Source organism: Oxalobacteraceae sp. CFBP 8761 (assembly GCA_014841595.1).
Lineage (GTDB): Bacteria > Pseudomonadota > Gammaproteobacteria > Burkholderiales > Burkholderiaceae_D > Telluria.
Window position 1 is genome coordinate 283586 of record JACYUE010000002.1, and the last position, 18592, is coordinate 302177.

General features: G+C 62.6%; 17 protein-coding genes. 12 read left to right on the plus strand and 5 right to left on the minus strand.

Features of this window, described 5'->3' with window-relative positions; all coding sequences use genetic code 11:
* The first annotated feature begins 131 nt into the window (after nucleotides 1-131).
* Genes argJ through IFU00_13725 form a run of 4 tightly spaced genes read left to right on the plus strand, consistent with a single transcriptional unit; the run spans nucleotide 132 to nucleotide 3988 of the window.
* The gene (gene argJ, locus IFU00_13710) at nucleotides 132-1370 is read left to right on the plus strand and encodes a bifunctional glutamate N-acetyltransferase/amino-acid acetyltransferase ArgJ (GenBank protein MBD8543336.1); all 1239 of its coding nucleotides are present in this window, start codon (nucleotides 132-134) and stop codon (nucleotides 1368-1370) included.
* 2 nt (nucleotides 1371-1372) lie between these two features.
* Entirely contained in the window at nucleotides 1373-2260 is an 888-nt protein-coding gene (locus tag IFU00_13715; GenBank protein MBD8543337.1) for an ATP-binding protein, read from the plus strand.
* Nucleotides 2257-2676 (plus strand): NUDIX domain-containing protein, encoded by a 420-nt coding sequence (locus IFU00_13720; GenBank protein ID MBD8543338.1) that lies wholly within the window; start codon nucleotides 2257-2259, stop codon nucleotides 2674-2676. The genes IFU00_13715 and IFU00_13720 overlap by 4 nt, the downstream gene beginning before the upstream one ends.
* 10 nt (nucleotides 2677-2686) lie before the next feature.
* Nucleotides 2687-3988: a D-amino acid dehydrogenase gene (locus IFU00_13725; protein MBD8543339.1), complete on the plus strand. Its 1302-nt coding sequence runs from the start codon at nucleotides 2687-2689 to the stop codon at nucleotides 3986-3988.
* Nucleotides 3989-4003: 15 nt separating this feature from the next.
* Here the strand turns inward: IFU00_13725 and IFU00_13730 are convergent, their stop codons facing one another.
* From IFU00_13730 to IFU00_13745, 4 genes are all read right to left on the minus strand, one after another.
* Nucleotides 4004-4207 carry a DNA gyrase inhibitor YacG gene (locus IFU00_13730; GenBank protein ID MBD8543340.1) on the minus strand — a complete coding sequence of 68 codons (204 nt, stop codon included), beginning with the start codon at nucleotides 4205-4207 and terminating at the stop codon, nucleotides 4004-4006.
* A gap of 15 nt (nucleotides 4208-4222) precedes the next feature.
* The gene (zapD, locus tag IFU00_13735) at nucleotides 4223-4978 is read right to left on the minus strand and encodes a cell division protein ZapD (GenBank protein ID MBD8543341.1); all 756 of its coding nucleotides are present in this window, start codon (nucleotides 4976-4978) and stop codon (nucleotides 4223-4225) included.
* An 87-nt stretch (nucleotides 4979-5065) separates the two neighbouring features.
* A complete protein-coding gene (locus IFU00_13740; GenBank protein MBD8543342.1) occupies nucleotides 5066-5671 on the minus strand; it encodes a dephospho-CoA kinase in 606 nt (201 codons plus the stop codon).
* Nucleotides 5668-6537 (minus strand): prepilin peptidase, encoded by an 870-nt coding sequence (locus tag IFU00_13745; GenBank protein ID MBD8543343.1) that lies wholly within the window; start codon nucleotides 6535-6537, stop codon nucleotides 5668-5670. Before IFU00_13745 ends, IFU00_13740 begins: the two co-directional genes overlap by 4 nt.
* A gap of 196 nt (nucleotides 6538-6733) precedes the next feature.
* On the opposite strand from IFU00_13745, the gene IFU00_13750 reads away from it, so the two are divergent.
* The 8 genes from IFU00_13750 to IFU00_13785 all read left to right on the plus strand — a co-directional run bounded on the left by IFU00_13750 (nucleotide 6734) and on the right by IFU00_13785 (nucleotide 17439).
* Nucleotides 6734-8077, plus strand: a complete 1344-nt coding sequence (locus IFU00_13750; protein MBD8543344.1) for a hypothetical protein — start codon at nucleotides 6734-6736, stop codon at nucleotides 8075-8077.
* 779 nt (nucleotides 8078-8856) lie between these two features.
* Nucleotides 8857-9582 (plus strand): gluconate 2-dehydrogenase subunit 3 family protein, encoded by a 726-nt coding sequence (locus tag IFU00_13755; protein ID MBD8543345.1) that lies wholly within the window; start codon nucleotides 8857-8859, stop codon nucleotides 9580-9582.
* Nucleotides 9583-9585: 3 nt separating this feature from the next.
* Nucleotides 9586-11361: a GMC family oxidoreductase gene (locus IFU00_13760; GenBank protein MBD8543346.1), complete on the plus strand. Its 1776-nt coding sequence runs from the start codon at nucleotides 9586-9588 to the stop codon at nucleotides 11359-11361.
* Nucleotides 11362-11373: 12 nt separating this feature from the next.
* Complete coding sequence (locus IFU00_13765; protein ID MBD8543347.1) at nucleotides 11374-12762, plus strand: cytochrome c; 1389 nt, start codon at nucleotides 11374-11376, stop codon at nucleotides 12760-12762.
* A 339-nt stretch (nucleotides 12763-13101) separates the two neighbouring features.
* Nucleotides 13102-13806, plus strand: a complete 705-nt coding sequence (locus tag IFU00_13770; GenBank protein MBD8543348.1) for a MarC family protein — start codon at nucleotides 13102-13104, stop codon at nucleotides 13804-13806.
* A 30-nt stretch (nucleotides 13807-13836) separates the two neighbouring features.
* Nucleotides 13837-14862, plus strand: a complete 1026-nt coding sequence (locus tag IFU00_13775; GenBank protein MBD8543349.1) for a porin — start codon at nucleotides 13837-13839, stop codon at nucleotides 14860-14862.
* Nucleotides 14863-15157: 295 nt separating this feature from the next.
* The gene (locus IFU00_13780; protein ID MBD8543350.1) at nucleotides 15158-16243 is read left to right on the plus strand and encodes a GGDEF domain-containing protein; all 1086 of its coding nucleotides are present in this window, start codon (nucleotides 15158-15160) and stop codon (nucleotides 16241-16243) included.
* 386 nt (nucleotides 16244-16629) lie between these two features.
* Nucleotides 16630-17439: a hypothetical protein gene (locus IFU00_13785; protein ID MBD8543351.1), complete on the plus strand. Its 810-nt coding sequence runs from the start codon at nucleotides 16630-16632 to the stop codon at nucleotides 17437-17439.
* Between the two features lie 50 nt (nucleotides 17440-17489).
* Here the strand turns inward: IFU00_13785 and IFU00_13790 are convergent, their stop codons facing one another.
* Nucleotides 17490-18533 carry a hypothetical protein gene (locus tag IFU00_13790; protein MBD8543352.1) on the minus strand — a complete coding sequence of 348 codons (1044 nt, stop codon included), beginning with the start codon at nucleotides 18531-18533 and terminating at the stop codon, nucleotides 17490-17492.
* Between the last annotated feature and the right edge of the window lie 59 nt (nucleotides 18534-18592).

Consider the following 18592-nt stretch of genomic DNA (forward strand, 5'->3'; position numbering starts at 1 on the left):
GGAAGACCCGTCCACCCTACGTAGCATCGGGAAACGTGGGAAGCGCGGCCGGTTTATTTTGACCCGCAATTTCGTACCGGAGGATCGTGCCGTTACAATAAGAGATTCGCAATTTTTCCAACGAGATCACCATGGCCGTCAATTCCCCCCTGCCAGTCGCAGCCGACCTGAAACCCGTCAACGGCATCGAGATCGGTTTCGCCGAAGCCGGCATCAAGAAGCCCAACCGCAAGGACATCCTCGTCATGCGCGTGGCCGAAGGCGCCACGGTCGCCGGCGTGTTCACGCTCAATCGCTTCTGCGCCGCGCCGGTCCAGGTCAGCAAAGCCAATCTGGCCGCCGTCAAGAATGGCGGCGCGCCGATTCGCGCGCTGGTGGTCAATACCGGCAATGCCAATGCGGGCACGGGCGAAGAAGGCCTGGCCAATGCGCAGGCCACCTGCGCCGAGCTGGCCAAGCTGCTCGATATCGAGCCGGGCCAGGTGCTGCCGTTTTCGACCGGCGTGATCCTGGAACAGCTGCCGCTGCAGAAGGTCGTCGCCGGCCTGCCTGCCGCGGTGTCGAACCTGAAAGCCGACAACTGGTACAACGCCGCCGAGGCGATCATGACCACCGACACGCAGCCGAAGGCCGCGTCGCGCACTGTCACCATCGGCGGGCACACCGTCACGATGAGCGGCATCAGCAAGGGCGCCGGCATGATCAAGCCGAACATGGCCACGATGCTGGGCTACCTGGCGTTCGATGCCAAGGTTGCGCAGCCGGTGCTCGATGAACTGGTCAAGCATGCGGCCGACCATTCGTTCAATGCGATCACGATCGATGGCGACACGTCGACCAACGACTCGTTCATCATTGTCGCCACCGGCGCCGGTTCGCTCGTGATCGACAAGGCCGAAGGTGCGGATTACGAAGCGTTGAAAGACGCCGTCACCGACATTTCGCGCAACCTGGCGCAGCAGATCATCCGCGACGGCGAAGGCGCGACCAAGTTCATGACCATCACCGTCGACGAAGGCGCCGACGTGGCCGAGTGCCGCAAGATCGCCTACGCGATCGCGCATTCGCCGCTGGTGAAGACCGCATTCTTCGCATCCGACCCGAACCTGGGCCGCATCCTGGCGGCCGTCGGTTACGCCGGTGTGGACGATCTGGATGTGACGAAGCTCGACCTGTACCTGGACGACGTCTGGGTCGCCAAGGCGGGCGGTCGCAATCCCGACTACAGGGAAGAAGACGGCCAGCGCATCATGAAGCAGTCCGAGATCACGGTACGCGTCAAGCTCGCGCGCGGCGATGCCACGGCCACGGTCTGGACCTGCGACCTGTCGCACGACTACGTCACGATCAACGCCGACTACCGGTCCTGATCGTGACGTCGCCACTGGACCAGTTCCTGCGCCGGGCCGAAGGGCTGCTGGAGCGCCTCGAGGCCGTGCTGCCGACCGCGCATGCCCGCGAGCCGGACTGGAAGCGCAGCACGGCCTTCCGCTGGCGCCGGCGCGCTGGCGGCGCCGGCAATTACCTGCAGCCGGTGCTGCACGCGTCGACCATCAACCTGGACGACCTGCACCATGTCGCCGCGCAAAAGCGCCAGATCGAGCAGAACACGCGCCAGTTCGTCGCGCGCCGCCCGGCCAACAACGTGCTGCTGACCGGCGCGCGTGGCACCGGCAAATCGTCGCTCATTAAAGCGTGCCTGAATGGCTACGCCGACCAGGGCCTGCGCCTGATCGAAGTCGACAAGGCCGACCTGGCCGACTTGCCCGATATCGTCGACCTGGTGGCGGGCCGGCCCGAGCGCTTCGTGATCTTTTGCGACGACCTGTCGTTCGAAGAGGGCGAGGCCGGCTACAAGGCGCTGAAGGTGGCGCTCGATGGCAGCATCTCGGCGCAGTCCGACAATGTGCTGATCTACGCGACGTCCAACCGGCGTCACCTGATGCCCGAGAAAATGTCGGACAACGCCGGCTACCAGCATGGCGCCGATGGTGACCTGCATCCGGGCGAGACGGTCGAAGAGAAAATCTCGCTGTCCGAGCGGTTTGGTTTGTGGCTGTCGTTCTACCCCTTCCGCCAGGATGATTACCTGGGCATCGTCGGCCACTGGCTCGCCAGCTTCGGCTGCACGCCGGGGCAGATCACGGCGGCGCGGCCCGAAGCGCTGCAGTGGGCCTTGCAGCGCGGCTCGCGCTCGGGCCGCGTAGCGTGGCAGTTCGCGAAGGACTATGCGGGCAAGTTGCCGGATCAAGACGCATGAGTAATGTGAAAGCCAAACCCGTCGATGTCGCCGTCGGCGTGCTGATGCGCCCGAATGGCGACGTACTGCTCGGCCAGCGCCCGGACGGCAAGCCCTACGCCGGCTACTGGGAATTCCCGGGCGGGAAAGTCGAAGCCGGCGAAGACATTTTCGCGGCGCTGCAGCGCGAGTTCATGGAAGAACTCGGGGTCCAGGTCGTGAGCGGCGAGGCCTGGTGCTGCGTCGAACACGTCTACGAGCACGCCCATGTGCGCCTGTATTTCTACATCTGCCGCGAGTGGACTGGCGAGCCGCAAAGCCTGGAAGGGCAGGCGTTTGCCTGGCAGGGCGCGTACGGCGTCAGCCCGCTGCTGCCGGCAACGATCCCGTTGCTCCAATGGCTCGACCGCGTCCGCTATCCGGACTCTATAACGTAAAGTTCATCGCATGAAGATCATCATTCTCGGCAGTGGCGTCATCGGAACCGCATCGGCGTATTTCCTGGCCCAGGCCGGGCATGATGTGACCGTCATCGATCGCCAGCCCGGTTCGGGGCTGGAAACGAGCTTCGGCAACGCCGGCGAAATCTCGCCCGGCTATGCAACGCCGTGGGCCGGGCCGGGCGTGCCGGCCAAGGCGCTCAAGTGGTTGACGATGCAGCACAGCCCCCTGGTGATCCGGCCCAAGCTCGATGTGCACCAGTGGCGCTGGATCCTGCAGATGCTTGCCAACTGCAATACACACAGCTACCAGATCAACAAGACGCGCATGGTGCGCCTGGCCGAATACAGCCGCGACGTGCTGGTGCAGCTGCGGCGTGACACCGGCATTGCCTACGATGAACGCAGCCAGGGCACGCTGCAGCTGTTTCGCACCCAGAAGCAGCTCGACGGCGCGCACACGGACACCGAGGTGCTGCGCCAGTCGGGCGTGGCGTACGAATTGCTCGACCCGGCTGGCTGCACGCGCTACGAGCCGGCGCTGGCACGGGTGCCCGGCAAGTATGTCGGCGGCCTGCTGCTGCCGAATGACGAGACGGGCGACTGCTTCAAGTTCACGCAGGGCCTGGCCAGACTGGCAGAGGGCCTGGGCGTCAAGTTTCGCTATGGCCTCAAGATTGAACGCCTGACGACGGAAGGCGACCGTGTCACCGGCGTCGTGACCGATCAGGGCACATTGACCTCGGATGCCTTCGTCATGGCGCTGGGAAGCTACTCGCCGCAGTTGCTGCGCCAGATCGGTATCCACGTCCCCGTCTATCCGGTCAAGGGCTACTCGATCACGGTGCCGATCACGGATGCCTCGGGCGCGCCCGAATCGACGGTGATGGACGAGACCTACAAGGTGGCAATCACGCGCCTGGGTGACCGCATCCGCGTGGGCGGCACGGCCGAGATTGCAGGCTACGATTTGCGCCTGCACCAGGCGCGCCGCGACACGCTCGAACACTCGGTCACCGATCTGTTCCCGGATGGCGGCGACGTGGGCAAGGCATCTTTCTGGTGCGGCCTGCGGCCAATGACGCCGGACGGCACGCCGGTGATCGGGCCGACACCGTATCGCAACCTGTTCCTCAACACGGGCCACGGCACGCTGGGCTGGACGATGGCATGTGGTTCGGGACGCGTGCTGGCCGACATGCTGTCGGGAAGGCAGCCGGAGATTGGCCTGGAAGGCCTGTTCATGGACCGCTACGGGCGGCGCAACAAGCCGGTGGTGGTGCCGCAGGGGATCCGCAGCGTGACCTAGCCGCGCATCCGGCGGTCAGCGCTGTGGTGGCTGTGGCGGTGGCGGTTCGTCGAACGGATCGAGCGGATCGGCCGGCACGGCGCCGGGAATGACGAATTTTTCTTCGGCCCAGGCGCCCAGGTCGATTTGCTTGCAACGCTCGGAGCAGAACGGGCGATACTTGTTCGCCTCGGTCCATTCGACTTTCTTGCTGCAGGTAGGGCAGGAGACAACGGTCATCGTACGGTCAATCAGTTAAAAATTACAGAGCGTCAGGTCGAACGGCACATCGGCTTCGAGTGGCTTGGGCTTGCAGTCGCCGTCCTGGCTGGTGAAGCGCACCCACAGCATGTACTTGTTGGCAGAAATCTCGGGGATCGCGCCGGTGGTTTCGTCGAGCGTCAGGCGCAGCATCTGGTAGATTTTACCCTGCAACATCTGCTGGTAGCTGCCAGCGGCCGCGAACATCTTGACCGACGCGCCGGAGTTGCGCAGCAGGCGCAGGACCAGCGACAGCGCCTCGAGCAGCGGCGAGAGCGGGCCGAACCAGCCCATGATGTCGTCAAAACGCTTGTCGAACGGGCGCTTCTGCCAGGCGAAGTACGACGGGAGGTCGAACTCGCAGGCGCCGCCCGGGATGATCGTGCGGCCCCGAATGCTCATGAGCCACTCGTTCTCGCGCACGTTCTGCCCGGTCTTGCCTTGGCTCGCGACCAGCGCGCTGCTGGCCGCATCGAGTTCGGCGAGCACGGCGTCGAGGGTTTCGGCCACGACGGCCGGATTGCTGCGGTAGGCCAGCAGCGATTGCTTCTGGCGCTCGAGCTCCTGCAGCAGATCGGATTTCAGATCGGCGCGGCCGGCCACTTCCAGCATGTCGAAGATCGTCGCGAGCGCGACATGGTGCTGCATCGGGTGTTCCTGATGCACGAAGAACTTGAATTTCTCGTACAGGTCTTCCAGCCGCAACAACGTGCGAATCCGCTCGTTGAAAGGGTATTCGTAGACGATCAAAATGACATTCCTCTGAATGTAGGCTGGAAGGCAACTGCGTGATTCTGAACCATGCGGCCCGAAATTACAAACCCTGCATCACTATTGTTACAGACTTAACGCGAGATACCGTTCATGCAATGCCTGCACCTGCGCCCGCAGGGCCTCCAGACCGGCGTCGTTGTCGACGACGTCGTCGGCTTCGGCCAGGCGCCGGGCGCGCGTGACCTGGGTTGCCATGATCGCGCGCACCTCGTCAGCGGACAGATGGCTGCGCTGCATGACGCGCGCCACCTGCGTATCCTCGCTGCAGTCGATGGCCAGCACGCGCGTGACGCGTTCGCGCCAGCTGCCCGATTCGATCAGGAGTGGCACGACATAGATGACGTAGGTGCCCGTGGCCGCCTGGCCGGCGGCCTCGGTTGCGGCGCGGATGCGTGGGTGCAGGATGGCTTCCAGCCGCGCGCGCGCGGTGGCATCCGAAAACACGAGGGTGCGCATGCGGGCGCGGTCGAGCGCGCCGTCCGGCTGCGCGAAGTCGGGCCCGAACTCGGCCACGATGGCCGGCATCGCCGCGCCCTGCGGCGCGGTCAGCGCATGGGCGATGACGTCGGTGTCGACGATCGTTGCGCCGAGCGCGGCAAACAGGTCTGCGACCGTGCTCTTGCCGCAGCCGATGCCGCCGGTGAGTCCTACCGAAAATGTTGTGCTCATCCGAACAGGCCCGCCGTGAAGCCGCCCAGCTGCGCGCCATACAGCATCGTCAGCAGGCCCGCCGCCGCCAGGTAAGGGCCGAACGGGATAGCCTTGTCGCGTGCGCGCTTGGCGAACACGATCAGGCTGATGCCGACGATCGCGCCAACGACCGACGACAGCAGGATGATCGTCGGCAGCGCGGTCCAGCCCAGCCACGCGCCCAGGCCGGCGAGCAGCTTGAAGTCGCCGTAGCCCATGCCTTCCTTGCCGGTGGCAAGCTTGAACAGCCAGTACACGGACCACAGCACGAGGTAACCGGCGGCGGCGCCGATGACGGCGTCCTGCAGCGGCACGAAGGTGCCGTTCAGGTTGATGAGCAGGCCCGCCCACAGCAGCGGGTAGGTCAGGTCGTCCGGCAGCAACTGCGTGTCGTAGTCGATGAAGGTCATGGCGATCAGCAGCCACGCAAACAGCAGACTGGCCATGCCCATCGCGCCGCTGCCGAAGGTCCAGACCAGCAAGCCCGAGACGATGGCGGTGAACAGTTCGACAGCCGGATAGCGCGGTGAGATCGGCGTCTTGCACTTGCGGCACTTGCCACCAAGGACCAGGTAGCTGATGACCGGGATGTTTTCCATCGCCGTGATCCGGTGCCCGCAGCACGGGCAGGCGGAGCGGGGCACGGTCAGGTTGAAGCGGTCCGTGTGCGGTGGCGGCTGGCCGCTTTCTTGCGCAACATAGTTGTCGGACTCGCGCTGCATCATCTTCGGGATGCGGTAGATGACGACGTTCAGGAAGCTGCCGACCAACAGGCCCAGCAGGGCCGCCACCAGCGTGGGTGCGAGCTGCGCAGGGAGCGCAAACAGAAGGAATTCCAGGGGCATGTCGGTCGTTTCGGGTCGGGTGGCGTGCAGTACTGGCAAGCTGCACGGTAGATTCTGTAGAACAACCTTATTGTAGGGCGTTTCCCCCGTTTGGCGAAGTGCTTTGCCGGTTCCCGCGCACGATTGCGACGCCTCACGCGTCGTGCGTGGCCACGCACCAGACTCGATCGTATTGACGTCCCGTGCCATCACACCCATGCCAACTCCGACCTTCACATTCCTGAACCACGCCAGCTGGTTGCTGCGCACCGACCATGCGCTGTTGCTGGTCGACCCGTGGCTCGAAGGCACCGTGCACAACAATGCCTGTCGCCTGATTGACGACACTACCCGCGACGCGCACGTGATCGATGCACTCAACGCAAGCAGTTTGCCGGTGTTTGTCTGGTGCTCGAGTAGCCGGCCCGAGCACCTGTCGCACTCCTTCGTGCAGCGATTTCGCGCCGAATTTCGCGGCATCGCCACCTTTCTGTGCCGCGAGGGCGACTCACGCCTGGCCGACAGATTGCGGCGTCACTGCCTGGCCATTGCGACATGCCCCGTCGGCGCGCCGCGCGCGCTGGCCCCCGGCCTGCGCCTGACGGCCCGTGCCACCGACGAGGACGAGTCCTATTGCCTGATCACATGCGGGCACCACACGCTGCTGCACCTGGGCGAACGGGCGCTGGCCACCGCTTCTGCGTGCCGCTGCGCCGCCGCGCAACTGCGCGCGCGTCACGTGCGTGTCGATGTACTGCTGACCAGCTTTGCCGCCCATGCGACGCAGGACGAAGCAGCGGCCGGGCGCGGCATCGGGCGCATGGCGTGCCAGATCGACGCATTCCGGCCACGGCTGGTCGTGCCGGTTGCCTCATTCGCGCACTTCAGCCGCATCGACAATGCGTGGCGTAATCACGGCCGTCCCACGCCGCTGGACGTGCTCGAGGCGCCAGGGCTGGCTGCGCTGCGTGGCGTCATCCGGTTCATGCAGCCCGGCGCGCATTTCGATCTGCCAGCTGCAACACCGGCCGCCTTGTGCGCGCAGCACGACGAAGCGCTGACGTACTGGATGGCGCGCTGGCGCCAGCAACCTGCGCCATTGCCCCGTCCGGGCCAGGCCACGCTGGCCGAGCTGAAAGAGGCGTTCGCTGGCTATCGCGACCGCGTCGGCGTGCAGTTGCACGGCCTGGCCAGGCTGCTGGAATGGCTCGGCATACTGCGCCCGCTGCATCTCGAATTGCCCGACCTGCACCGGACGATCGTGCTGTCGTACCGGCATGGGCTGAGCTCACTGGCGCGCGATGCCCGGGCCGATATCGCAATGTGTTCGGGGACGGCGCTGTACCTGCTGCGCGCCGGGGATGGGTTCGACGCGACCGTTGCCGGCGGTTGTTTCCAGAGCATGCGTGCGCAAGGCGTGTCGATGTTCAGGCGTTTCTTCTTGCCCCAGCGTGTATGCCAGCGTGTGCTGGAACAGCAACGACCATGGGTAATGGGCGCCGCGTTGCTGCGTGAAACATTAATCTGGGCATGGCGTGCAATACGTACACAATTGTCGTAAATGCAGTGCCGGGATTTGCTGCTCCCAGCCAATGACTATTCGAATTCGATGGTGGCGTGATGCCATACCGGTGATTTATTTCCATCTCATCATATTCAGTGATGGGAGTATTAAAAATGTGCATGGGCTTGTCATTACATCTCGGCCATATACCACTGGGCAGAAATATGAAAACATTATTGGCTTGATATTATTATCAATTCTTTTCGTCGGACGTGGTCAGGCAGAGCGGCATGAGAGGGTGTTTGCCTGTATTAAAAACGACTGTTACAGTGTTTCATTTATGCAACGTGTGAAGTTTTTTGTTGTCACACCCTGAACGCATGTCGGCGTGCCGGCAGGCGTTGCCAAAGTAGCATTTGTCTTCCTCGCGTGCTGATCGCGACGCCTTCTACGCCCACACGTTTCCGCGGGTTATCCCCGAACTCTGCCCATCGAGACACATTCGTATTGACGACCATTCCGGTGTATCTGTGCGGCAATCACGTCATGCATCACGGTATCCGCACAAGTGCGTAATCCATCCATCGAATTGAAACTCTTGAAATTTCTGAATATTCGAATGTTTCATTTGTAAATATATTAGTGATGCTGTGGATGATTTCCCCATGCGGAAATGAACGCGAAAGGATCACACTGAAACAGTGTCAATTAACGACGCCAAATGAATAACACCAATTCCCGCTCCGGGATTTCCAATAGCATATCAAGGTCAGCGTTGTTATCATGCGAGATGCCTGATGCATATATATCCAACGTCAATATGGAGCAAAGACATTATGTCCGATGACCAGCAATCTCCTTCCCGGCGCCGCACGCTCATCAAGACCCTGGTCTTCGTGCCGATGGGTGCGGGCGCGGCAGCGGCGATCCAGCAGAACTTGCCCAACGCGACGGCCGCAGCGCCGGCCGAAGGCAAGCCTGACGCCTACACCCCCAAATTCTTCACCGCGACCGAATGGAAATTCGTCATCGCTGCCGTCGATCGGCTGATCCCGCATGACCAGCACGGCCCTGGCGCCGTCGAACTGGGCGTGCCGGAATTCCTCGACCGCCATATGCAGACACCATACGCCGCCGGCGCGATCTGGTACATGCAGGGGCCATTCCTCGAAGCGACGTCCGAATTCGGCTACCAGGGCAAGCTGGCGCTCAAGGACATCATCCGCGTGGGCATCAAGGCTGTCGACGCGCATTGCGCCAGCAGCTTCTCGGGCAAGGCGTTTGCCGACCTCGACCTGCGCATGCAGGAGGCGGTGCTGAAGGATCTCGAAGAAGGCAAGATCAAGCTGGCCGACATTTCGTCCAAGCTGTTCTTCGCTGACTTCCTCGCCGAAGTGCGCGCCGGCTACTTTGCCGACCCGAGCCACGGCGGCAACAAGAACATGGGCGCATGGAAGATGATCGGCTACCCCGGCATGCGGGGCGATTATCTCGAGTGGGTCAAGATTCGCGACAAACCGTATCCGCTCGGACCGGTCGATCTGGCGGGACGGAGGGGATAAAGCATGGCAATCGTAAAACCAAAAACAGATGCAGTGATCGTTGGCATGGGCTGGGTTGGCGCCATCATTGCCAAGGAATTGACGGACGCCGGCATGAACGTCGTCGTGCTCGAGCGCGGTCCTGACCGCGACACGCAGCCCGACTTCGCCTATCCGCGCGTAATCGACGAGCTCGAAGGCTCGGTGCACCGCAAGTACCTGCAGTCGCTGGCGCAGGAAACCATCGCCATCCGCCACAACGGCACCACGTCGGCCGTGCCGATGCGCCGCATGGGCTCGTTCAAGCCGGGTACGGGCGTCGGTGGCGCCGGTTCGCACTGGTCGGGCTGCCACTTCCGCGCGCTGCCAGAGGACTTCAAGATCCGCAGCATCATGGAGCAGAAGTACGGCAAGAAGATCCTGCCGGCCGGCATGTCGATCCAGGATTTCCCGATCACGTATGAAGATCTGGAACCGCACTTCGATCACTTCGAATACGTGTGCGGCACCTCGGGCAAGGGCGGCATCATCAATGGCGCGCAAGTTGCCGGCGGTAACCCGTACGAAGGTTCGCGCTCGCGCGAATTCCCGCTGGGGCCGAACCCGGACTACCTGGGCGCCGAATACTTCTACAAGGCCGCCAACGCGATGGGTTACCACCCATACCCGATTCCGGCCTCGAACGCGTCGGGCACTTACGTCAACCCGTACGGTTGCCAGATGGGACCGTGCAACTTCTGCGGTTTCTGCTCCGACTATGGCTGCCTGAACTACTCAAAGGCGAGCCCGAACGCGAACATCCTGCCGGTGCTGCGTGGCCGCAAGGGGTTCGATCTGCGCACGATGGCGCAAGTGATGAAGGTCAATCTGACGCCGGACGGCAAGATGGCCACCGGCGTGAACTACCTCGACGCCCAGGGCCGCGAGACCGAGCAGCCGGCAGACATTGTCATCCTGGCCGCGTTCTCGCTCTACAACGTGCACTTGATGCTGCTCTCGGGCATTGGCCCGGCTTACGATCCCGTCACCAAGACCGGTACCGTCGGCAAGAACTACTCGTACCAGAACCTGAACCGCGTCTCGCTGTTCTTCGACGAGAGCGTGCACGCCAACCAGTTCATGGGCATTGGCGGCGGCGGCGCCACGTTCGATGACCTGAACGGCAACCGCAACGATCCGACCAAGACCGGCTTCATCGGCGGCGGCATCATCTGGGCGCGCCAGCCGGGCGGCGGTCCGGTGCGCGGCATCGCGACCGCACCGGGCGTGCCGGGCTGGGGCAGCGACTGGAAGAAGGGCGCCAAGGACGCGATGCGCCATTCGTTCTACTTCGAAGTGCAGGGCTCGTGCATGTCGTACGACGATGCCTATCTCGACCTCGATCCGAATTACAAGGATGGTTTCGGCCGCCCGCTGCTGCGCATGACGTTCGACTGGCACGAGAACGAAATCATCGCGTCGCAATATCTGGTCGGCAAGGCGCAGGACATGTGCCAGGTGCTCAATCCATTGGCCATCAAGGGCGATGCGAAAAAGGCGGGCAGCCACTACAACATCAACCAGTACCAGAGCACGCACACGGTCGGCGGCGCCATCATGGGCGACAACCCGAAGACGTCGGCCCTGAACAAGTATCTGCAATCGTGGGATGTGCCGAACGTGTTCGCGCCGGGCGCCAATGCGTTCCCGCAGAACAATGGCTACAACCCGACCGGCATGGTCGGCGCGCTGGCCTACTGGTGTGCCAAGGCGATCCGTGAGCAGTACATCAAGAACCCAGGCCCACTGGTCCAGGCATAAGAGGACGAACAGATGACGACGAAAAAACCTGTGAAAAAAGTCCTCCTGACCCTTGGTATCGTTGGCGCGCTGGTGGTTGCCGGCATGTACGGCTATGCCGTCGCGCCGACCGAGACGCGCAAGATCGAACCCGGCCCGCAGCTTGCAGCGGGCGCCAAGCCTGATGCCAGCCTGATCGAGAAGGGGCGCTATGTCGCTACCGCCTCGGACTGTATCGCCTGCCACACGGCGCCAGCCGGCAAAGCCTTCGCGGGCGGCCGCGTGATCCAGTCGCCGATCGGCAATATGTACTCGACGAACATCACGCCCGACAAGACGACCGGTATCGGCAACTACACGCTGGACGATTTCGATCGCGCGATCCGCCACGGCATCATGCCGGCCGGCGGCACGCTGTATCCGGCGATGCCGTTCCCGTCGTATGCCCGCATGAGCGACGACGACCTGCGCGCGCTGTACGCCTACTTCATGCATGGTGTGGCGCCGGCAAGCGCCGCGAACCGCGCGGCCGACATCCGCTGGCCGCTGTCTATCCGCTGGCCGCTTGGCATCTGGCGCAAGACCTTCGTGCCGGTGCAGGGCCCGATGGACCTGTCGAAGTACGCTGACCAGCGCATCGCGCGTGGCGCCTACCTGGTGCAGAGCCTGGGTCACTGCGGCACCTGCCACACCCCACGCGCCGCCACGCTCAACGAGCTGGCGCTGGACGAGTCCGGTCCCGAGTACCTGGCTGGCGGTCCGCTGATCGACGGCTGGCTCGCGGTGAACCTGCGTGGTGACAAGGTCGACGGCATGGGCAACTGGAGCGAGAAGGATATCGTCGATACCCTCAAGACCGGTCGCAACAGCCATTCCGGCGTGCTCGGCGAGCCGATGCAGGACGTCGTCCTGCACAGCACGCAGAACATGACGGATGACGACCTGAGCGCCATGGCCGGCTACCTCAAGACGTTGCCGGCCACGGGCAACAAGAAAGCCAGCTTCACGGCCAGCACGGCGACGGTCGACACCATCATGAGCGGCGACGACAGCCAGCGCGGTGTCCAGCTGTACCTGGACAATTGCTCGGCCTGTCACCGTGTCGACGGCAAGGCCTCGGGCAATGTGTTCCCGGCGCTGCCGGGCAACCCGACCGTGCTGCAGCAGGACCCGAGCTCGCTGATCCGCGTGATCCTGGCCGGCGCACGCCTGCCATCGACCAAAACGGCGCCATCGGAACTGGGAATGCCGGGCTTCGCATGGCGTCTGTCGGACGAAGAGACGGCGCACCTGACCACCTTCGTGCGCAATGCCTGGGGTAACAAGGCCGCGCCAGTCGGTGCAGCCGATGTGGCCAAGGTGCGCAAGGCACTGAAGGACCACGAGATCCACGAGATGGACAAGGGCGATACCAAGCACTAAACGTGTGAGGGTAGCGTGACGGCGGCGCCGTCGGTACACGGTCATTGAATGGTCGGGTGCTGGCGGCGCCGCTTTTTTTCACGGGTAGGGTGGGCGGGTTTCGCGCCCACGCGTTCAACGCACCTTCGCACATCACCGAGCGACGTCAGGCGTGTGTCCATCCCACCCGACCTTCCTGTACAGTTTATGCTGTGAGACTAAGAGCCCCCGCGACGACGGCAGGTTCCACATCGGCACGCGTCGTGTTTCGCTTGAAGGTGTGCACGTCAACAATCACCACGCCAGCGGCCCTATGCGCTGGCAACCGAGGTGCAGCCTGACGGGGCTGCCGGACTATCCATGACGATCGAACTTATTCTGGTGGCAGCCAGGAGCTTCCTGTTTGTATTGGTAACGATGTTGCCAATCCTTAATCCGGCCGCCACTGCGCCGATTTTCCTGAGCCTGACCGAAGGCGCATCGCCGCCGATCCGGACGCTGCTGGCACGCCGTATCGCCCGCAACATGTTCTGGCTGATGGCCGGTTCGATGCTGATCGGCTCGTATGTCCTCGATTTTTTCGGCATCTCGCTGCCCATCGTGCGCATTGGCGGTGGCCTGATCCTGGCGTCCGTCGCCTGGCGCCTGCTCGGGGCGACGCCTGCCACGCCTGACAGCCGCGCCTCCCTGGCCGAAACCTTCACGCCGGAACACGCCCAGCGGCAAGCCTTTTATCCGCTGACCTTTCCGATCAGCTGCGGGCCGGCCTCGATCGCCGTCGCCATCACGGTCGGTGTTGCCCTGCATGATGTCAAGGTCGTGTTTTCACTGGCGCGCATGGGCGGCGCCTTGCTCGCCCTGGGCCTGATTGGCGTGCTGCTGTACCTGGCGTTCCGCTATGGCGAACATTTCCTGCGCCTGATCGGCGAAGCCGGGACCGCTGTTTTCCTGCGCCTGACCGCGTTCATCCTGTTGTGTCTGGGCGTGCAGATCGTCTGGGACGGGGTGCGTGAACTGGTGCTCGGGCTGATGCCGGTGGCCACCCATCTTGCCGCTTTACTATGACCTTATGGTCCTGACCTTTGGAGACCATCGATGACCTTCCTTACCACCACACCTGCCCGCATGGCGTTTGCATTATCGGGCTCTCTCTGCTGCAGCGCCGCGTTCGCGCAGGACACGCCGGAGCTCGACTTCTACGGCTCGCTGCGCACCCAAGTCGAATCGGTCCACCCCGACCGTGCTGATTCTTACACTGGCCTGCGCGACGCGTATTCGCGCGTGGGCGTCAGCGGCCAATACCCGATCAATGCGGGTCTGGCGCTCGTCGGTCAGGTCGAGCTGCCGGTCGACGTCGCCAATGCCAGACTGCGCGACCCCTACGACCAGGATGAAAACATCCGCATCGCCAGCGTCGGCGTGAAGGGCACGCTCGGCGCGCTCACCTACGGCCAGCAGTGGATGCCTTACTACAACGCCGTGGCGGCGCCGGTGGACATGTTCAGTACGTACTACAGCGGCTATGCGACCTACACCGTGTTCCGGGTAGCCAAGACGCTGGCGTACACGACCCCGGACTACAACGGCCTGTCGTTTGGCGCAGGCTATGCGCCCAGCAGCGGCAACCGCCGCTCGACCTCGCGCATCGATGACCGGCGCTGGCAGGCAGTGGCGACATATGTCCGCGGCGACACCCGTCTGGCGGCAGGGGTCGATGACCGGGGCGACGCGGGCTATGGCAAGAACCGCATCTATGGGGTCACGCTGAGCCACCAGGCCGATGCCCTGTATCTCGCAGTGAAGTACGAGGCATTCGAGACGGGCAACCGCCAGCCAGGCGGCTTCTCGACCGATGGCAACCGCGCCATCAATCTGTATGGCCACTATGCGCTGGGCAAGAGCACGATCAAGCTGATGCTTGCGAAGGTGGACAACTACGGCGACGAGATCATCCACCTTGGCATCGACTACGCACTGTCGCGTGACGCCAGGCTGTTTGCCGAGCTGTATCGGGAAGCCGAAACGGCGGCGTTGACGACGCGCCGTGGCGGCCTGGCGGACGTGGATGCGGGCGTGCGTGGCGGTCGTGCGCTGGCGGTGGGGCTGCGCTACGATTTTTGAGAGGCGGGAGAGGGCGGACGTTGTTATAAGCGGCCAATGGCTATAGAGATGCGTGTTTGCGATGTAGCCCTGGTCTGTCTACAGACGAAAACAGCGATAATTGGACGTCAGGTTGTTCTCGTTACTCGGGGCCAAAATAATAGTGTGGTGCAGAAACGACCGGGAAGCCGACCAGCCTTACGGCATGGTAGAGGTTGCTGGTATCCTCGCGGATTACGACCCCTCCCGATTTTCCACCGTGACATTGCTTGATCCTGCAACCATCGTTCTTACGTCGACCATGATGGCGGCGGCGATGACCATTGTGTTGTTTTCCGCGTACCGTAGCTTTCCTGTCGAAGTGCGAGGGTTGGGCCATCAGGCGCTCGGCATGTTGTCGCTGACGGTGAGCGGCTTGCTATTCTGCGCGGGGCCATTGATTCCGGAAGGGCTGTTGCTGTTCGTGGCCAATAGCACCATGCTGGGCGCTGCCGGGCTGATGCTGATCGGCACCCAGTTATTCTATGGCCGTAAGCCGAGCTGGTGGTGGTTGGCGCTGGCATGGGTGGCCGGCATGGGCTGTCTGGTCGGCTGGTATGTGATCACCCAGGACTACGCGTTGCGGGTAGCAGTGTTTTCATTGTTGACGCTATCGTTTTACGTGGCGCAACTGGTGCTGCTGGTGCGTCATGGTGAACGCCACTTCTCCAGCTTGTTTTTCGGCTCGCTGTTGCTGGTGCAGTCCATGGTACTGCTGTTGCGGTTCGTCGCGGCACTCAATGGCGCGGTTGGCACCAGCAACGCCAGCAACAGCACGGTACAGGGCATTTTCCTGTTAACCGCCAACTTCATGACGCTGATGATGTCGGTGGGTTTTATGATCATCGCTACCCGGCGCCTGCAGGTTGTAATGGAGCACCGCTCCTGCACGGACCCGCTGACCGGGGTGCTGAACCGACGCGGTTTCGCCGCCGCTTACCGCCGCGAGGTGGCGCTCATGAAACGCCACGGCGCGCCCATCTCCCTGCTCAGCATCGACCTCGACTACTTCAAGGCCATCAACGACCAGCACGGCCATGCAGTCGGCGATCAAGTACTGGTGCATGCGGCGCGCACTACCATCTCGGCCCTGCGTGAGATCGATCACGTGGCGCGCTTTGGCGGTGAGGAATTCATCGTGCTGCTATCGAGAACCACAGCCGAGCGGGCGAAAGCGATGGCGCAACGGCTCCATGCGTCGCTGTTCGCAGCGCGCGGCGGCGACGTGCCAGACTACACGGTCAGCATCGGCATCGCCAGCCAGCAGGCACCGGACGAGAGCCTGGAAGCCCTGATGGCGCGCGCTGACGCCGCTCTCTACCGCGCCAAGGCGGCCGGCCGCGACCGCAGCGAGGCGGGCTGAGCATGCTTAAGCCGTCCATATGTTCCCAAACTGAAAAACGAACTTGACGTGCGGGCACGTCTGGAGCGCGCACCGACCGGTTGAGTTCAAGGTCGACAATGGACATACACGAACATGGTCTTGGCACTCATTGCTTGCACGAACAGGGTCACACACGAACAGGGTCAGGTCTGGCATTCGGACACGAGTTCAACGCACGGAGAGGATAAGGTCTGGCATTCACACACGAGCTTAACAAAAGTCTATTTATGAGAGCCCTGTCACCGGATTAAGGAAGAGTCCGTGTCCAAATGTCAGACCTGACCCTGGCTACTATGGCGGAGAGATTCAGTGAGATTAGTTGCCATTGTGATTTGGTAGACTCAGCTGGAAAAGGAGTCGAATGAATGAAAAGTTTTACCTGCTGTACGGCGCTGCTAATCCTTCTCTGCCTTCCTGACCCTGGTTTCGCTGCTGAGACAACCAAGCCTCGTCGCACCATTATCTCGTTGCTCGCCGACGGCAAGGAGATCGCTGGCTTGGTTCTGCTGCCTGGCCAGGGGCAGCGCCAGATCAACGTCGATGCGATCAAGCAGGATTGGACGGCTGAGGGTTTCCATGCCAGTGGTCACGTGCAGCTGACCATGATTATGGAGAATGCTACCCCGATCACTTTATATGGCGACGATCTCATCCTACGTTCGGAGGAGCTTGACGCTGAAGAGGCGCACGCGCTGGAGGACCTGAGGGCGATGGGAGCGTCGGACCAGTCGATTCGCGCCAACCCGGCGCACTTGGACAAGGACGCCTGGGCGCGCCAAGAAGCAATCGACAAGGCCAACATGAACCGCCTGGCATCCATCATAAAGCGCTATGGTTGGCCAGGCATGCGCTTCGCCGGCGCTGCCTATGCGAAGAATGCTTTCATGGTCCTGCAGCACGCTGACTCAGCGAGCCAGCGTACTTACCTGCCATTGTTGCGCAAGGCAGTCTCGCGCGGTGAGATGCCAGCATCCGATCTCGCGATGCTGGAAGACCGTGTGCTGAAGAGTGATGGTAAAGCACAGTTGTACGGTACTCAGTATGAGTCGGTCGCGCCTCTTAAGCTCTACCTGGTTGCGGACCCTGCCCGGCTGGACGAGCGCCGCCGTACCATGGGTTTGCCGCCGATGGAGACCCAACTACAGCAGATGCAGCAGATGTACGAATCGAATTAAGACGGCCCGGCGCTGCGGACGGCACTGCCTACGGCTTTGTTCGATAGCTGTTATTTGTGCTCGGTGGGACGGCAACTTGCGGAGTTTGCCGCTACCCAATCAGCAGCGCTGGCAACCCGATCAACTGAGCTCTCTCCCGGGTGAATCTGGCGCATCGGTTCGACCCCTCCACGAATCACCGGCCCGTCTCCAATCGCATACCGGGATTGCGTCAACACCAGGGTCGAGCCATCCGGCAAAGGATAGGTCGCGTTGGCAGTCGTCATCCCAGACGAGGTGCTGCCGAAAGTCTGCACTCTGGCCTCGCCCAGCAGGGCAATCAACAACATTTCCCCCGCGCTCGACGTGCGTTTGTCGGTAACGACCGCCAGCGGTCCCTGGTCGAAGCGGCTTAGCGGATTGGCACGGCCTTCACCCGTCCTCTGCCGCATGTCTTCCAGGCCGGCACGATTCATCAGCGCCGTACGCTTGCCGTCCCGGTCGACCCACATCGCGTTGTTGGCATCGCTGAACAACGGCGACATTGCCACCAAGGGCGGCCAGGCATTACCACCAGTCTGCTCGCTCAGGTCGACCACCAGGGCGCAGGCGTCGGCGATGTCGGGCGTTGTCTCCGCCTCGTCATGAAAGCGTGTCAGGTAGGGGCCAAGGGCCGTCATGGTGCTATTGACGACAGGCGGCGGTGTCCAGCGCAGTACTTTGCCTTTGCTTGTTTGCAGCACCTGGAAAGTCGCTGGTGGAAGATCGGTTGACGTTGATTGCGTGCGCAGTGTGGTCAACTCATGGCGTGCAGGGATCAGGAAACTATGCCCGTTCGTGTCGAGGGTCGCCAGAAGACCGGTGATGCGTGTGTACAGCTCTGTTCGCTCGATGTCCGACGGCTGATCTTCGAGTATGGCCAGCAGTGCCATCCTGGCCCGGTCGTATTCCGCCTGCTGGCGTGGGTACAGGCCACGGCTTTCGACAAGCGCGACCGTCTTGCCGGCGACTTCACGTGCCAACGAAACAGATATGGTTTGGGCAGGCGCTTCAGCACCGACGGCGGGCGTGAAAAACATGGCGGCCAGGACTGCGATGCCAAATGCTCGATGCATATGAGATCCGCTTCCAGATGAGGGGAGGATCAAAAGTTTGGCACACTCAAAGCGGTGAA